Source organism: Brevundimonas sp. MEB006b, from assembly GCF_030209705.1.
Classification (GTDB): domain Bacteria; phylum Pseudomonadota; class Alphaproteobacteria; order Caulobacterales; family Caulobacteraceae; genus Brevundimonas.
Genome location: NZ_JARVRL010000005.1, coordinates 229298 through 245038 on the forward strand (window position 1 = coordinate 229298; position 15741 = coordinate 245038).

Below are 15741 nucleotides of genomic sequence, written 5' to 3' on the forward strand. Positions count from 1 at the left end.
AGATACGATGAGCCTCGACGCCTTGTTTAGCCCCTTCACGATCAAGGGGCTGACCCTGCCCAACCGCATCGTCATGGCGCCCATGACCCGGTCCTTCTCGCCGAACGGCATCCCGACCTCAGACGTCGCCGCCTATTATCGCCGTCGCGCCGAGGGCGGGGTGGGCCTGATCGTGACCGAAGGCACGGTCGTCGAGCGTCCGGCGGCGCGCAACGACGCCAACGTTCCGGTCTTCCACGGCGAAGCGCTGCCGGAATGGAAGTCCGTGGTTGAAGAGGTTCATGCCGCCGGCGGTCTTATAGCGCCGCAGATCTGGCACGTGGGCTCTGCGCGCGGACGCGGCGATGACTGGGCGCCGCTGGGCAAGGTGGACAGCCCGTCGGGCATGACCATGCCGGGCAAGACCAAGCTGGAGCCCATGACGGAGGAAGATGTCGCCGACACCATCTCCGCTTTCGGCCGGTCGGCCCGCGCGGCTCGTGACCTTGGCTTCGACGCCGTCGAAATCCACGGCGCCCACGGCTATCTGATCGACCAGTTCTTCTGGGGCGGCCTGAATGCGCGCGAGGACCGCTGGGGCGGACCGACCATCGCCGACCGCGCCCGCTTCGGCGCCGAGGTCGTGAAAGCGGTGCGTGAAGGCGTCGGCGACGACATCCCCGTTATCCTGCGCCTGTCGCAGTGGAAGCTTCAGGATTACACGGCCCGCATCGCCGAGACGCCGGAACAGATGGTCGAGTGGCTGACCCCGCTGTCGGACGCCGGCGTCGATGTCTTCCACTGCTCGCAGCGCCGCTTCTGGGAACCGGAGTTCGAAGGCTCGGACCTGAACTTCGCCGGCTGGACCAAGAAGCTGATGGGCAAGCCCACGATCACCGTCGGGTCCGTCGGCCTGGACGGCGAGTTCATCGCGGCCTTCGGCGGCGAGGGTTCAAAGCCCGCCTCGCTGGACGGTCTGCTGCGCCGTCTGGAGAACGAGGAGTTCGACCTGGTCGCCGTCGGCCGCGCGCTGCTGGCCGATCCTCAGTGGGTCGCCAAGATCCGCGAGGGTCGTGCAGACGAGCTGCGCAACTTCGAGCGTTCGGACCTGATGACCCTGTCCTGATCGGGAAACGTCGAGCCGGTCATGCCGGCTCGACGATCACGCCCGTGCCGTAGCACAGCACCTCGGTCACGCCCGGCATGATCTCCGTCGCGTCATAGCGGACGGCCAGGATGGCGTTGGCGCCGTGGGCTTGGGCGTGTTTGACCAGTTCGTCATAGGCTTCCTGACGCCCGGCCTCAGCCAGCTTCACATAGGCGCCGACGCGGCCGCCCAGCATGGACTGGACCCCGCCGATGGCGTCGGAGATGGCGTTGCGCGAGCGCACCGTGACACCGCGCACCAGGCCGATGTGGCGCGTGACGCGAAAGCCGGGCAGGTCGTTGGTCGTGGTGACGTACATCTGTTTCTCCTAACGGCGTTCCAGCACGCGGAAGATGAAGGCGTGATCGTCCTTCTCACCCGCCGGGTGCGATTCTGACGATACCTCGACCCAGGCTGTTTCGTCGAATGCCGGAAAGACGGCGTCGCCTTCGGGCGAGGCCTCGACCTCGGTGATGTACAGGCGCCTGGCGCGGGGCAGGGACGCCTCGAACAGGGCGGTACCGCCGATGATGCAGATCTCATCGACGCCATCGTCCTCGGCTGTCTCGCGTCCAATCTCGATGGCTTCGTCCAGGGTGGCGCAGACCAGCGCGCCTTTGGACATGCCGTCGGTTTCGTAGGATTCATCACGCGTCAGCACGATGTTCAGCCGACCGGGCAAGGGCTTGAGCGGCAGGCTCTCCCAGGTCTTGCGGCCCATCAGGCAGGGCTTGCCCACAGTTATGGCCTTGAAGCGCTGCAGATCGCTGCGCAGCCGCCAGGGCAGGTCGCCGTTTCGGCCGATGACGCCGTTGCGTCCACGCGCAACGACCAGGGAAATTAGGGGCTGGGGCAAGAACCTTGACCGTATCGATGCGTTGAGGTGGCTCATCCAATGAACGCGAGCCCCGTTGTGAGCAAGTATCTCCCCGCCATCGTGGTCGGTTTCCTAGTCGCGTTCGTCATCAGCGGTGGGCTGGCGTTCTTGTTCTCATCCGCCGGAGCCGACGCCGGCTATCTGCCGATGATGGTCGGTGCTTTCTTGGGCGTGTTCACCATTTACATCATGGCCAATCTGGCGGGCACAAAGCTGGGCAAGGCGGCGACGGCGGAGCAGAAACAGGCCGCAATGGCGTTTCGCCCTCAGTTTCACGATCAGGCTTTGCTGATCGTCTATCGCGAAGGCTTCGTGGGCAAGGCCGCTGGCATGGACCTGTCGGTGGACGACAAGTTCGTGGCCCAACTGAAGAGCCCGCGCTTCACCGCCATTTCGGTCTCGCCGGGCGGCCACCAGCTGTCCATGGCGTTCGGCGGTCTGGCGGGCAAACAGAGCAAGCCGACGGTCGAAGGCTTCATCGCCGCGCCGGGCGACGCGATTGCCTTTCGCGCCACCATGCAGATGGGCATGATGAAGAACAGCATCGTGGTCGAACGCATTACTACGGATCAGGACCTGGTTCGGCGCCTGACGATGATGATCATGATTGCGCCCGAAGCCTAAGCTTCAGTCTTATGGTCCAGCCACTTCAGCCATTTGCGTTGCATGGCCTGATCCAGATCGACACCCGCCCGCGCGCAGTAGATCAGCAGCATCCCCAGCACATCCGCCGCCTCGTCGCCCAGCGCCCGGCTGTCGGGCGCGCCTCGTGCGCGGCCGGTCAGCCGCAGGTGCTCGGCGGTCAGTTCGCTCAGCTCTTCCTGAAGCTTCAGCAGCGCCCAGTCGCGGTCACGGTCGATGTCGTGTTCGGCGGCGTAGATGTCGGAGATGCGCAGGACGTCGGCCTGCAGGTCCTTGAGGTTCATCAGACCGCGACTGCCGCCTTGATATGCGGCCAGGCCTCGTAGCCTTCGAGTGTGATGTCCGAGAGGTCGAAGGCGAACAGGTCGGTCTTGGGCGCGATCTGCATGACGGGCAGGGGCAGGGGCTCGCGAGTCAGCTGAAGCTCGGCCTGTTCGAGATGGTTCAGATAAAGGTGGGCGTCGCCGAAGGTGTGGACGAAATCGCCCGGCTCCAGCCCCACCACCTGGGCCAGCATCATCGTCAGCAGGGCGTAAGAGGCGATGTTGAACGGCACGCCCAGGAAGACGTCGGCACTACGCTGATACAGCTGGCAGCTGAGCTTTCCGTCGGCGACGAAGAACTGGAAAAGGCAGTGGCAGGGCGGCAGGGCCATGTCGTCGACATCGGCCGGGTTCCAGGCGGTGACGATGTGGCGACGGCTGTTGGGATTGGTCTTCAGCCCATGAACCAGCTTCTCGATCTGGTCGATGACGCGGCCGTCCGGCGCAGTCCAGGACCGCCATTGCTTGCCATAGACCGGACCCAACTCGCCCTCGGCGTCGGCCCATTCGTCCCAGATGCGAACGCCATTGTCCTTCAGATAGGCGATGTTGGTCTCGCCACGCAGGAACCACAGCAGTTCGACGATGATCGACCGCAGATGCAGCTTCTTGGTCGTCAGGACCGGGAAACCCTTGGACAGATCGAACCGCATCTGGCGACCGAAGACGCCCAAGGTGCCGGTGCCGGTGCGGTCGTCGCGACGGACGCCATTGTCGAGGATGTCGCGCAGCAGGTTCAGATACTGCCATTCCGGATGATCGACGGGCGCGGCGCCGGCGCGCGACTGAACATCGGCAAGGATCATCTGGATGGTCATGAGGCGCAGGTTGCCTCAGAAAACCGATTCGTGTTTCGAGAAATCGCGGCCGTCTGACGAGAGTCCACAGGAATCGAATCAGCCGCCAAAACCGCCGTCTTCGAGGAAGGCCTGTTCTTCAGGCGTTGTGTGGCGGCCCAGCGCGGCGTTGCGGTGCGGGAAGCGGCCGAAGCGGACGATGATGTCGCGGTGAAGCTTGCCCCATTTCTCCAACTCCGCGTCGCCGGCGACCAAGGCCATGTAGCGGTCCTGATCCTCGATCCGTTCGGAATGTTCGAACGGCAGAAGCAGGAAGTTCTTCAAAGCCGATTCGACCGCCAGATGCAGATCGCGCGCTACCACCTGATTGGCGAACATCAGGGCCAGCGGGTCTGTGGCGAACTGATGCGCCGTACCGCGAAAACTGTTTCGGGGATACTGGTCCAGCAGGATCAGCATCGCCAAGGCGCCCTCGGCCGTGTCCATCCAGCCGTCCAGTTCGCGGCGCGCGGCGGCCCAATGCAGGGCGTGGCCTCGATCGCGGAAGTCGGCGTCGAACGCCTCGTCCTTGGCGAACCACTTTTCGGGCCCAGCCCATTTCCAGAAGGCGACGACGTCGGATGGGGTTATGAAGGCGGTCATGACCCAGACCCTACCCAATCCGCTGCCTGTCTTCCACGACCGCGACTGCGACCTTTCGATCATTCGCGGCAAGCGCGTGGCCATGATCGGTTACGGCAGCCAGGGCCGCACCCATGCGCTGAACCTGCGCGATTCGGGCGTGGTCGATATCGTGGTGGGTCTGAAGTCCGGCTCCAAGACGCGAGACCTGGCGCGCGCCGACGGGTTCGAGGTGATGACGGCCGCGCAGGCCGCGTCGGGCGCCGACGTGGTCGCCGTCATGACGTCAGACGAGGCGCACCGCGATCTGTGGCGCGACGAACTGGAGCCGAACGTGCGGCCGGGCGCGGCCCTGGTCTTCGCCCACGGCCTGTCGGTGCGATTCGGCCTGGTCGAACCGCGCGCGGATCTGGACGTCATCCTGGCCTCGCCCAAGGGGATCGGGCCGCGCATCCGCGATCTGTACGAAGCCGGGGAGGGGGTCTTCTGCCTGTTTGGCGTGCAGCAGGACGCGACGGGCAGCGCGCATGCCCTGGGCCTGTCCTATGCGGCGGCGCTGGGCTGCGGGCGCAAGGGCATTCTGGAAACGACGATGCGCGACGAGTGCGAGAGCGACCTGTTCGGCGAACAGGTCGTACTGTGCGGCGGCATCGCCGAACTGATCGACGCGGCCTTCTTGAAGCTGGTCAACGCCGGCTATCCGCCCGAAGTGGCGTGGTTCGAATGTTTCTATGAAAGCAAGCTGGTGACCGACCTGATGTACGAACGCGGCATCGCCGGCGCCTTCGCCAAGATTTCGAATACGGCGGAATACGGCGCCTATCTGACCGGACCGCGCGTCATCGGAGCCGAGTCTCGCCGGGCGATGGATCAGGTGTTGGCTGAGGTTCAAGGCGGGGCGTTCGTGCGGCGGCTGATGGCCGACTATGACGCCGGATCGCCCGATCTGACCGCGCGCCGAAAGGCGCTGGGCTCAAGGTCTATCGAGTCGGTTGGCGCGCATCTGAATGCGGTGGCGCGCCGGGCGATGGAGAGCGCGGCGAACGACGACTGACGCGGCTCTGACAGCGGGCGAAGATCTGCTGTCGCATCGTCGATTTTTCTGAGGAGAAGATGGTCGGAGTGAGAGGATTCGAACCTCCGACCCCTGCGTCCCGAACGCAGTGCTCTACCAGGCTGAGCCACACTCCGACCGTGGGGGCTGGCCTGGCGGCGTCGCCCCGAAGTGAGGACGCGGCTTATAGCCATGGGTTCGATAGGCCGCAAGCGCCCATTTCGACCCATCTTCACGGTAAGCGAAAATAGTCCTGAAAGAGGGTGTTGCATCCCAAAACGGCTTGGCGTATCTGACCGCCTCCGCCGCACAGAGTGCTTCGGAAACGCCGGTCCTGCTGGGGAATGGTGTAATGGTAACACTACGGTTTTTGGTACCGTCATTCTAGGTTCGAGTCCTAGTTCCCCAGCCATCCGCCGACAAAGGTCGGCGCCGCCGAACCACTTTACAGCTTCAGCATTATCATCTGCGAAAGGGCTTCCGTTCGGATGCCCGGCTACCTAGCTTGACCGCAGACTACTGCTGAGGAGAACGATGATGGTCACCGCCAAAGAAAAGCGCCTGGCGCCCCTGAAGACGCCAACGAGCCTGTCGGAGGAGGCGACCCAGAGCATTTCCGCCGCTCTGACCGGGCTGCTGGCCGATACGTTCGCCCTCTACATCAAGACCAAGAACTTCCACTGGCACGTCTCGGGCCCGCATTTCCGGGACTATCATTTGATGCTGGACGAGCAGTCGGCGGAAATCCTGGCCATGACCGATCCGATGGCCGAGCGGGCGCGCAAGATCGGCGGGACCACGCTGCGCTCTATCGGTCAGATCGCCAAGGAATCACGCATCGCCGACAATGACGCCGACTATGTCGATCCGCTGGATATGCTGGCCGAGCTTCGCGACGACAACGGTGAACTGATCGGCCGGATGCGCGAGGTGCATGACTTGTGCGACGAGCATAACGACGTCGCGACCGCCAGCTTGCTGGAGAACTGGATCGACGAGAGCGAGAAGCGCGTCTGGTTCCTGTTCGAATCGGGTCGTCGCGGTAACGGCTGAGGAACCGCAGCGCTTGCGCCGTCTTATGTATCGTCGATAGTCGATTATGGATGGCGCAGGAGGGGCGTGTGAAGCAGGGTGCGGTGATCTGCGGCTTGGCTATTGTCGGTGTGCTGGCGGCATCGCCTGCCTCAGCCGATATGTCCAAGGCGTTCGGCAATACGATCGTGTCCCATTATCCGAACGGACAGTGGGTCAGGCACTATTTCGAGCCAGATGGGCGCTACACCTCGCAGTTTTCGGACGGACGACGTGTGGCGGCCCGCTGGTCGGCCGAGGGTGAAAAGATTTGTCTGACTGGTTTCAGCCCGCGCCAGATCCTGCCGCGGTTCTGCAGCCGAATGGTCGAGGCCGATGTCGGCGACACCTGGCGCGCCCGCGATCCCTTGGGACGCTCCATTCGCAACGAACTGGTCGCTGGCCGTCGCTGAGGTCTTGCCCTGAGCGGCGTCACCCTCTAGAGGCGACCGCCTACCCGATGCGGATGTGGCGGAACTGGTAGACGCACTGGATTTAGGTTCCAGCGCCGAGAGGCGTGGAGGTTCGAGTCCTCTCATCCGCACCAGACAAAAAAGGCCCCGGAGCGATCCGGGGCCTTTCTTTATTCTTGGCCTATCGCCCTTGCGAGCTACTTGAGGCCGATAGATGGGCCTGCCGCGATTGGTGCGACAGGCCCGGTTTGGTATTAGCTGATTGGCGGCACGGGCGGCGGCGGGACGTCGCGGTCCGTTTCGTGAACCTCGACCAGACCGCGACCCAGGTGGCTCTTGCGATAGCCATACAGGAAGTAGATCACCAGGCCGATGCCGCCCCAGATCGGCAGCACCATCTTGGCGTCGTGCGGCAGGTTCCAGAACAGGAAGGCGCAGCCGAACGCCGACAGGGGCGCGAACACCCAGATCAGCGGCGTACGGAACGGACGGCGACGGTTCGGATCCTTGACCCGCAGCACCAGCACCGCGATCGACACCATGAAGAAGGCGAACAGGGTGCCCGAGTTCGAGATGTCGGCCAGCTGACCGACCGGGAACAGGGCGCCGGCGATGGCGACCGCGATGCCTGTGGCGGCGGTCACGATATAGGGCGTCTTCCACTTGGGGTGGATTTTGGTCAGGCCTTCCGGCAGCAGACCATCGCGCGCCATCACGAAGAAGATGCGGGTCTGACCGAAGATCATCATCAGGATGACCGACGGCAAGGCCAGCAGGGCGGCAGTGCCAAGGGCGTTGCCGATCTGGGGGTGACCAACGACGCGCAGAACGTGAGCCAGGGCCTCGTTAGAGCAGACCAGCATTTCGGCGTTGGAAGGCAGGGCGCAGGCGGCGACGAAGGCGGGCGAGCCCGGCTGAACAGCTTCACCGGCGGCGCCCAGAACTGGCTGAGCGCCGATGGCGCCGGCAGCGCCGAGCGCGACCAGCAGATAGAAGACCGTACAGATGGCCAAAGAGCCGATCAGGCCGATGGGCACGTTGCGCTGTGGGTTCTTGGTCTCTTCGGCCGCCGTCGAAACGGCGTCGAAGCCGACATAGGCGAAGAAGATCGAGGCCGCGGCGCCGACGATGCCCATCCCCGAGTATTGGCCGAAGAGGCCATTGGGAGCGAACGGCGACAGGTTGGCCGACTTAATGACAGGCAGGGTAATGACGATGAAGACCGTCAGGGCGACGACCTTGATCGCCACCAGGATCGCATTGACCCGGGCCGATTCCGTGGTGCCGACCATCAGCAGAGCCGTCACCAGCAGGGCCACGACGATGGCGGGGATGTTGACGATCCCGGCCGAAAAGTCAGGCGTCGGGATGAAGCCGTTCATCGACCAGGTCGGCCCGGCGGATAGGAGGTCGGGGAAATCGAATCCGAGCCCCTGTTCTATCAGCCCCAGCACATAACCCGACCAACCGACCGACACGGCCGAGGCCGCCACGGCGTATTCTAGGATCAGCGCCCAACCGACCGTCCAGGCCAGCAGTTCGCCCATCACGGCGTAGGTGTAGGTGTAGGCTGAACCCGAAACCGGGGCCATCGACGCCAGTTCGGAGTAGCAGAGCGCTGCGACCGCGCAGACGGCGCCGGCGATGACGAAGCTGATCATCATGCCCGGTCCGGCCTTTTGGGCGGCCGAAGCGGTCAGGACGAAGATTCCGGTGCCGATGATGGCCCCGATCCCCAGAAGCGTTAGTTGAATAGGACCAAGCGACCGGTGAAGCGACTTCTTCTCGGCCGTGGCAAGGATCGCATCGAGCGACTTAACGCGCCACATAAAATACCCCCACGTTTTGATGCAGCCCCTCGGCTGCTTGGGGCGGACGCTAGCGACGGATGAGGCGGCGCGCAACGCGCATGACGGGGTGGTTAAGGCGCGACGACGCTTTCGTGATCGCCTGTCGGCAGGCTAGAGGCGACGCATGCTGCCCATCCACGCCGTTCTGGAACCGCTTAAAGTCGCCCTGAGCGCGGGCAATACGGCCGTACTGGCGGCGCCGCCGGGGGCAGGCAAGACGACGGTCGTGCCGCTGGCCCTGCTGGATCAGCCCTGGCTGGACGGCAAGGTGCTGGTGCTGGAACCGCGACGCCTGGCCGCACGGGCGGCCGCCGACCGGATGGCTACGACTCTGGGCGAACAGCCCGGCGGGACGGTGGGCTATCGCACCCGCCTGCAGAGCAGGATCGGCCCGAACACACGCATCGAGGTGATCACCGAGGGCGTCTTCACGCGCATGATTCTGGATGACCCAGGTCTGGAGGGCGTGGGCGCGGTCCTGTTCGACGAGTTCCATGAACGCAGCTTGGACGCCGACCTCGGGCTGGCGTTGGCGAGAGACACTCAAAAGCTGCTGCGTGAGGATCTGCGGCTGCTGGTCATGTCCGCGACGCTGGATGTGGTCGGGGTCTCGCGCCTGCTCGACGGCGCGCCGGTGATCGAGGCCGAGGGAAGGGTCTGGCCGGTCGAGACCCGGTATCTGGGCCGCAATCCGTCTGAACGGTTCGAAGAGGCTGTGGCGCGCGCCTGCCTGACAGCGCTGGGCGAGGAGACGGGGTCGGTGCTGGTCTTCCTGCCAGGGCAGGGTGAAATCCATCGGGTCGCTCGGCTTGTGAACGAGCGGCTGCGGCTACCGAACATCGATGTCGTGCCCCTGTACGGCGGACTGGACCGGGCCGAACAGGACCGGGCTATCGAACCGGCGGCTGTGGGGCGGCGCAAGCTGGTGCTGGCGACCTCGGTCGCGGAAACCAGTCTGACCATCGGAGGCGTGCGGGTCGTGATAGACGGCGGCCTGTCGCGCGTGCCGCGATTCGAACCCTCCAGCGGTTTGACCCGGCTGGCGACGGTCAAGGTCAGCCGATCCTCCGCGGAACAGAGGCGCGGCCGGGCCGGGCGCACCGAGCCGGGCGTTTGCTACCGCCTGTGGGATGAGGAACAGACGCGCGGGTTGGTCCCGCATCAACGGCCGGAAATCCAGGAGGCGGACCTGACCGGGCTGGCCCTGGACCTGGCCCGGTGGGGCGCACGCTCGGCGGAGGGGCTGGCCCTGCTCGACCCGCCGCCGGCTGGAGCCTTGGCCGAGGCGCGCAAGGTGCTGACACGGTTGGGTGCGCTGGATGCCGATGGCGGACTGTCGAAACACGGGCTGCGCCTGACGAAGATCCCGCTGTCGCCGCGGCTGGCCCATTTGGTGGCCGTGGCGTCCGACGCCGGCGACGCGATGACGGGCGCACGGATCGCGGCGGTGTTGAGCGAGCCGGGTCTGGGCGGATCGAGCGTCGATCTGGCGGATCGCCTGATCGGGCTGGAGCGCGATCGGACGCAGAGAGCGCGCGATTCGATCAAGCTGGCGCAGCGCTGGGCGCGCGCGGCGGGCGGCGGATCGGGTCGGACGATCGATTCTGGACTGCTGCTGGCCGAGGCCTTTCCCGAGCGGATCGCAAAGGCGCGGGGCAAGGCGGGTGAATATCTTCTCGCCAGCGGGAGAGGAGCCGTGCTGGAGGCGACTGACCATCTGGCGCGTGAGCCTTGGTTGGCGATCGCCGAACTTGGCGGCGGTGACACGCGCGACCGGGTACGACTGGCGGCGGCGCTGGAGGCGGACCGGATCGACAGCGATCTGGCGCGCCTGATCTCGACGGAGGACCGGCTGGCGCGCGAACCGTCGGGGCGGTCGGTGATCCGGCGCTCGCGACGCATCGGGGCCATCGTGCTGGACGAAAAGATCGTCGGCGCGCCGGATGCGAAGACCTTGACCGCCGCCCTTCGGGCCGAGATCGAGGCGGATGGGCTGGGCGCGCTGAAATGGGGCGAGCAGGCGTCGGGACTGCGCGCCCGGCTGGCCTTCCTGCACGCGCGCGACCCAGCTTGGCCTGATGTGTCGGATAACGCCCTGCTGGCGGCGCGTGAGGACTGGCTGTGGCCTCTCCTGGAGGGGGCAAAATCGCTTGATGGGATAGCTGACGGTCGTCTGGCCGAGGCCCTGCGCGGACTGATCCCTTGGGACCTACAGCGGCGGCTGGACGAGCTGGCGCCCCCGCGTCTGGTCACGCCGTTGGGCTCAGCGAACATCGACTATGCCGCCGAGGGCGGACCGCGCGTGGATATTCGGGTGCAGGAACTGTTCGGCGTGACGACACATCCGACCGTCGGCGGCGTGCCATTGACCCTCGCCCTATTGTCGCCGGCGCGACGGCCGGTGCAAGTCACCAAGGACTTGCCGCGCTTCTGGTCTGGCTCATGGGCGGCGGTGCGCGCGGAGATGCGCGGCCGCTATCCCCGTCATCCGTGGCCGGAAAACCCTGCCGAGGCGCAGGCGACGAACCGGGTCAAGCCGCGAGGTACCTGATCGCCTTGACGCGGCGGGAGGGAAACGGGCATCGCTGGGACAACCGGGAGAAGAAGATGTCCGACGTCCTGCCGAAGAACTCTACCGGCCGCGTGCTGTTCGCCAGCCTGATCGGCACGACGATCGAGTTTTTCGACTTCTACATCTACGCCACAGCGGCCGTCCTGGTGTTTCCGACGCTGTTCTTTCCCGGCGAGGATCCAGGGACGGCTCTGCTGTCCTCTTTCGCGACCTTTTCCATCGCCTTCTTCGCGCGGCCCATCGGCGCCCTGGCCTTCGGACATTTTGGGGACCGGGTGGGACGCAAGGCGACGCTGGTCGCGGCGCTGATGACCATGGGCCTGTCGACGGTGGCCATCGGCCTGTTGCCGACGCACCAGCAGGTCGGCCTGCTGGCCCCCCTGCTGCTGGCCCTGTGCCGGTTCGGTCAGGGGCTGGGCCTGGGCGGCGAGTGGGGCGGGGCGGTGTTGCTGGCGACAGAGAACGCGCCGCCCGGAAAGAAGGCCTGGTTCGGCATGTTCCCCCAACTGGGCGCGCCCATCGGCTTCATCCTGTCCACCACATCCTTCATCGTTCTGACGTCGACGATGAGCGAGACCGCGTTCGAGGGCTGGGGCTGGCGAATTCCGTTCCTGGCCAGCGCCATCCTGGTGTTCGTCGGCCTGTGGGTGCGGCTGAAGATCACCGAGACGCCCGAGTTCCAGAAGGCGGTGGACCGTGACGAGCGCGTGAAGGCGCCCGCCGTGACCCTGTTTGCCCATCACAAGGCGGCGCTGGTTCTGGGGACGTTCAGCGGCGTGACGACCTTCACCCTGTTCTATCTGATGACCGTCTTCGCCCTGGGGTGGGCGACGACAGGGATGGGATTGGCCCGGGCCGACGTGCTGCCTATCCAGTTGATCGGCGTACTGTTCTTCGCCGCCTTCATCCCCGTGACAGCCTTGCTGGCGGATCGATACGGGCAGGTCAGGGTGCTGATCGCCTCGTCCGTGGGGATCGGCCTGTTCGGCTTTCTGTTCGCGCCGCTGTTTGGGGGCGGCCTCAGCGGCCTGCTGATCTTCTTTGCGCTGGGGTTCGCCCTGATGGGCTGCACCTATGGCCCCATCGGCGCAGCCATGGCGCGGCCGTTCCCGACGGCGGTGCGCTACACCGGCGCGTCGATGGCCTTTAATCTGGCGGGCATCCTGGGCGCATCGCTTGCGCCCTATGTCGCGCTGAAGCTGGCAGAGCGGTTCGGGCCGGGAGCCGTCGGCGGCTATCTGGCGATTTCGGCCCTGGTTACCATCGCCGCGCTTTGGGGCATGGGGCGGGTGGCGCCGGAGGAGAAGCGCTAGGGTTCGTCCGTCGCGGCATAGACCATGATGCCGGTGGCTATGGCCAGGTTCAGGCTGTCGGCGCGGCCGCGCATCGGAATCTTGACGTTGACGTCGCAGGCGGCGGCCAAATCGTCGGTGAGGCCGGCCTGTTCATTGCCCATCAGGATCAGCGACGGCTGTTGCATGACGGCCGAGCGGTGACTGACCTTGGCGTCCAGCCGGGTGCCGACGACGCTGCCGGGCCAGTTCTTGCGCCAGGTCAGGAAAGCCTCAGGCGTCGTTCTGGTAATCGAGACGGCGAAGACCGAGCCCATGGTCGCGCGCACGGCCTCCACCGAATAGGGATCGACGCAATCGCCGATCAGGATGACCCCGCCGCAACCGGCCGCGTCCGCCGTGCGGATGATGGTGCCCAGATTGCCGGGATCGCGCACCTGCTCCAGCGCGACCCAGCAGGGGGCCGAAGCGGGGTTCAGGTTGTCGAGAGGCGCATAGGCCTGTTCGAACACGCCGAGCACGGTCTGCGGATTGTCGCGGCGGCTGATCTTTTCGAGGATGGCGTGGGTGACGACGATGATATCGCCGCCGGCCTTGAGCGTGGCCGCCTTGGCGCGGTCCAGCAGCGGATGAGGACGCGCGTCCTCGCCGACCAGCAGCATCCGGGGCGCGCGCCCTTGGTCCAGCGCCTCGCCGATGAACTTCAGCCCTTCTGCGAGGAAGGTCCCGGTCAGGTCGCGTTCCTTGCGCATATGCAGGGCGCGGACGCCCTTGACCGTGTCGTTGGTCAGGGAGGTGATGACGCGTTCGGTCATTGGCTCCACCGCGCGAAGAAGGACAGGCCGATGGCGCGGGCGTCCGGACCGTCTTCGGACAGGGCCAGTTCGCCCCAGTCGATCCGGCCGCCGCGATCCTGCGTCGCCTCGCCCATCAGATGCGCCAGGGACAGGCCGGACACGCGAGCCGCATAGGCGTTCAGCAGCAGGAAATCGGCATCGTCAGCCAGCAGGGCGGCGCAGTCCTTGAGCAGACCAGGCATGTCCTCGAACAGGCGCCAGACTTCGCCCGTAGGGCCGCGCCCATATTTGGGCGGATCCAGAATGACGCCATCGTATTTCGAGCCGCGACGGACCTCGCGGGCGACATACTTGCGCGCGTCCTCGACGATCCACCGGATCGGATGCTGGGCCAGGCCCGATTGTTCGGCGTTCTCGCGCGCGTAGGCGACCGACTTCTTGGAGGCGTCGACGTGAGTGACCTCTGCGCCCGCGGCGGCTGCAGCCAGGCTGGCGACGCCGGTATAGCCGAACAGGTTCAGGATCTTCGGAGCACGGCCGCTCGAACGTGAGAAGTCTCGCACCCGTCCGTCCAGCCATTCCCAGTTGGCCGCCTGTTCAGGGAAGAAGGCGAGGTGGCGGAAGGGGGTGAACCTGCCGGTGAACTTCACATCGCGCCATTTCAAAGGGAAGGCGTCTATGGGGCCGTGCTTGTCGAACCGCCAGCGACCGCTGTCTTCCTCTTCCTGCTGCGGATCGAACGTCGCTGTCGCGTTTTCGAAGGCTTTCGGATCGCGGGGCGACCAGAAACACTGCGGTTCGGGCCGAACCACGGTGTAGCGGCCGTACCGCTCCAGCTTCTTGCCGTCGCCGCTGTCCAGCAGGGCATAGTCGGACCAGCCGGAGGTCACGAGCATTTCGGGAGTTTTGGAAAGGACGGGCGCCATCGTCGGGCTGATAGGCGCTCAGGCCGCCTCGCGTCCAGCGTCCAGCGCCACGACGGTCAATTCCGGCATCTGATCGTCGCGATCGTGCGGGGTCTTGTCCCAGACGTGCGGTTCGACCGCCAGCCGCCAGGCTGCATGGACGAAGGCCAGGCTGAGCAGCGCCCAGTACGCCGGCGCAGCCAGCACATCGCCCAGCCGATAATCGAGCCCTGCCCGCCGTGCTCCCACCGCACAGCTCATCCAGGCGGCGATGACGCCCAACGCCAGCACGCCTAGTGAGCCTCCGGGCAGGGGCGGCAAGACGCCGGAAAGCGCCCAGACGGCGACGGCTAGAACGAGGCAGGCCAGCGTTGGCGCATGGGCGGCCGCCGAAAGGATCGCCGCGCCCAAGGTCATGACCAGCGACAAGATTCCGCGCCGGCCCAAGGCGTTGGGACGCCGCGTATGCACGCCCCAGGTCTGCATATAACCCTTCAGCCACCGGGTGCGCTGGGGCAGCCACCGGTCCATCGCGCCCGGCGGCGTCTCCCACGTCGGACTGTCGATGACGCCGAGCTTCCAGCCCATCGACCACAGGCGAAAGCCCAGGTCGGCGTCCTCGGTGACATTGTGCGCATCCCAGCCGCCTGCGCCACGCAGCGCCGTCATGCGGATATGATTGCTGGTGCCGCCAAGCGGGAAAGGCAGCCCCAGCCGCGCCATGCCCGGCAGAGTCACTTCGAACAGGGCCGCATATTCAAAGGCGAACTGCCGATCCAGAAACCAGGAGCCAGGCTTGCCGGATCCACGGATGCGAAGTGGCGCCTGAAGACAACCCAGCCGGGGCTGGGCGACGAAACGCGCCGCCGCCTGGCGGAGCTGTTGCGGATGCGGTCGGTCCTCTGCGTCATAGATGGTGACCAGATCGCCCCGCGCGTGACCCAAGGCGTAGTTCAAAGCACGCGGCTTGGTCTGGGGGCTGCCCGGAGGGGCGATCAGGATTTTCAGCCACGGCGGTTTGGCTGTCGCCTGGGCTGCGGCCAGTGTGACCTCATCATGCGCCTCCAACACGATGAAGACCTCCAATCTGTGCGCCGGATAGTCGATCCGGCTGAGGTTGGCGATCAACTGCGGCGCCACGGCCGCCTCGTCATAAAGCGCCGCCAGAATGGTGTAGCGCGGCCATTCGATCGGACGAGCAGCGGGCGCAGGGCGTCGCAGGCTGGCGATGCCGATGACGGCCTTCCACAAAGCGCAGATCACGAATGCGGCCTGAAACAGAACCAGCCCCAAGTCGATCGCGACGGCAGGCCAGTGGATCAGCGCTGCGACGGATGTCAGGATAAGCAGGATCAAGGTCGTGATCTGGAAACCGCTGGGCGTGCGTCGTGAGGCGCCGTT

Annotated in this window: 16 protein-coding genes and 3 tRNA genes; 9 read left to right on the plus strand and 10 right to left on the minus strand. The window is 65.7% G+C overall.

Annotation, left to right across the window (positions count from 1 at the left end):
* Nucleotides 1–7 precede the first annotated feature (7 nt).
* Nucleotides 8–1105 carry an NADH:flavin oxidoreductase gene (locus QRN13_RS07515; protein WP_284877436.1) on the plus strand — a complete coding sequence of 366 codons (1098 nt, stop codon included), beginning with the start codon at nucleotides 8–10 and terminating at the stop codon, nucleotides 1103–1105.
* 19 nt (nucleotides 1106–1124) lie between these two features.
* Here the strand turns inward: QRN13_RS07515 and QRN13_RS07520 are convergent, their stop codons facing one another.
* Together QRN13_RS07520 and QRN13_RS07525 are read right to left on the minus strand one after the other, a co-directional pair.
* Nucleotides 1125–1445 carry a YbjQ family protein gene (locus tag QRN13_RS07520; RefSeq protein ID WP_039243695.1) on the minus strand — a complete coding sequence of 107 codons (321 nt, stop codon included), beginning with the start codon at nucleotides 1443–1445 and terminating at the stop codon, nucleotides 1125–1127.
* Nucleotides 1446–1454: 9 nt separating this feature from the next.
* Nucleotides 1455–1982 carry a dihydrofolate reductase gene (locus QRN13_RS07525; RefSeq protein ID WP_284877437.1) on the minus strand — a complete coding sequence of 176 codons (528 nt, stop codon included), beginning with the start codon at nucleotides 1980–1982 and terminating at the stop codon, nucleotides 1455–1457.
* A 57-nt stretch (nucleotides 1983–2039) separates the two neighbouring features.
* On the opposite strand from QRN13_RS07525, the gene QRN13_RS07530 reads away from it, so the two are divergent.
* On the plus strand, nucleotides 2040–2627 hold the full coding sequence (locus QRN13_RS07530) for a hypothetical protein (RefSeq protein WP_284877438.1): 588 nt from the start codon (nucleotides 2040–2042) through the stop codon (nucleotides 2625–2627).
* On the opposite strand, the gene QRN13_RS07535 is transcribed toward QRN13_RS07530, so the two are convergent.
* The 3 genes from QRN13_RS07535 to QRN13_RS07545 form a co-directional block, all read right to left on the minus strand.
* On the minus strand, nucleotides 2624–2929 hold the full coding sequence (locus QRN13_RS07535) for a nucleoside triphosphate pyrophosphohydrolase family protein (protein WP_284877439.1): 306 nt from the start codon (nucleotides 2927–2929) through the stop codon (nucleotides 2624–2626). The genes QRN13_RS07530 and QRN13_RS07535 overlap by 4 nt on opposite strands.
* Entirely contained in the window at nucleotides 2929–3774 is an 846-nt protein-coding gene (locus tag QRN13_RS07540; protein ID WP_284877440.1) for a thymidylate synthase, read from the minus strand. The genes QRN13_RS07535 and QRN13_RS07540 overlap by 1 nt, the downstream gene beginning before the upstream one ends.
* A gap of 90 nt (nucleotides 3775–3864) precedes the next feature.
* A complete protein-coding gene (locus QRN13_RS07545) occupies nucleotides 3865–4407 on the minus strand; it encodes a DUF924 family protein (protein WP_284877441.1) in 543 nt (180 codons plus the stop codon).
* Here QRN13_RS07545 and ilvC point away from each other — a divergent pair.
* Nucleotides 4406–5440 (plus strand): ketol-acid reductoisomerase, encoded by a 1035-nt coding sequence (gene ilvC / locus QRN13_RS07550; protein WP_284877442.1) that lies wholly within the window; start codon nucleotides 4406–4408, stop codon nucleotides 5438–5440. The genes QRN13_RS07545 and ilvC overlap by 2 nt on opposite strands.
* Before the next feature lie 60 nt (nucleotides 5441–5500).
* Here ilvC and QRN13_RS07555 read toward each other — a convergent pair.
* Nucleotides 5501–5577 (minus strand) — tRNA-Pro (locus QRN13_RS07555).
* Between the two features lie 201 nt (nucleotides 5578–5778).
* Between QRN13_RS07555 and QRN13_RS07560 the strand changes: the two genes are divergently transcribed.
* The 4 genes from QRN13_RS07560 (at nucleotide 5779) to QRN13_RS07575 (ending at nucleotide 7058) form a co-directional block, all read left to right on the plus strand.
* A tRNA-Gln gene (locus tag QRN13_RS07560) sits at nucleotides 5779–5852 on the plus strand.
* A 125-nt stretch (nucleotides 5853–5977) separates the two neighbouring features.
* Complete coding sequence (locus tag QRN13_RS07565) at nucleotides 5978–6493, plus strand: Dps family protein (RefSeq protein WP_045810805.1); 516 nt, start codon at nucleotides 5978–5980, stop codon at nucleotides 6491–6493.
* A 68-nt stretch (nucleotides 6494–6561) separates the two neighbouring features.
* Nucleotides 6562–6924 carry a hypothetical protein gene (locus QRN13_RS07570; protein ID WP_284877443.1) on the plus strand — a complete coding sequence of 121 codons (363 nt, stop codon included), beginning with the start codon at nucleotides 6562–6564 and terminating at the stop codon, nucleotides 6922–6924.
* Between the two features lie 49 nt (nucleotides 6925–6973).
* A tRNA-Leu gene (locus QRN13_RS07575) sits at nucleotides 6974–7058 on the plus strand.
* 120 nt (nucleotides 7059–7178) lie between these two features.
* Here QRN13_RS07575 and QRN13_RS07580 read toward each other — a convergent pair.
* Entirely contained in the window at nucleotides 7179–8753 is a 1575-nt protein-coding gene (locus QRN13_RS07580) for an amino acid permease (RefSeq protein WP_284877444.1), read from the minus strand.
* Between the two features lie 145 nt (nucleotides 8754–8898).
* Between QRN13_RS07580 and hrpB the strand changes: the two genes are divergently transcribed.
* Nucleotides 8899–11325 (plus strand): ATP-dependent helicase HrpB, encoded by a 2427-nt coding sequence (hrpB, locus tag QRN13_RS07585; protein ID WP_284877445.1) that lies wholly within the window; start codon nucleotides 8899–8901, stop codon nucleotides 11323–11325.
* A 56-nt stretch (nucleotides 11326–11381) separates the two neighbouring features.
* Nucleotides 11382–12659 carry an MFS transporter gene (locus QRN13_RS07590; protein ID WP_184278177.1) on the plus strand — a complete coding sequence of 426 codons (1278 nt, stop codon included), beginning with the start codon at nucleotides 11382–11384 and terminating at the stop codon, nucleotides 12657–12659.
* Here QRN13_RS07590 and QRN13_RS07595 read toward each other — a convergent pair.
* Genes QRN13_RS07595 through QRN13_RS07605 form a run of 3 tightly spaced genes read right to left on the minus strand, consistent with a single transcriptional unit; the run spans nucleotide 12656 to nucleotide 15696 of the window.
* Nucleotides 12656–13453 (minus strand): TrmH family RNA methyltransferase, encoded by a 798-nt coding sequence (locus tag QRN13_RS07595; protein WP_284877446.1) that lies wholly within the window; start codon nucleotides 13451–13453, stop codon nucleotides 12656–12658. The two genes, QRN13_RS07590 and QRN13_RS07595, sit on opposite strands and share 4 nt — an antisense overlap.
* Nucleotides 13450–14361, minus strand: a complete 912-nt coding sequence (locus QRN13_RS07600) for an RsmD family RNA methyltransferase (protein ID WP_284877447.1) — start codon at nucleotides 14359–14361, stop codon at nucleotides 13450–13452. The genes QRN13_RS07595 and QRN13_RS07600 overlap by 4 nt, the downstream gene beginning before the upstream one ends.
* An 18-nt stretch (nucleotides 14362–14379) precedes the next feature.
* Nucleotides 14380–15696 (minus strand): glycosyltransferase family 2 protein, encoded by a 1317-nt coding sequence (locus QRN13_RS07605; protein ID WP_284877448.1) that lies wholly within the window; start codon nucleotides 15694–15696, stop codon nucleotides 14380–14382.
* Nucleotides 15697–15741 lie beyond the last annotated feature (45 nt).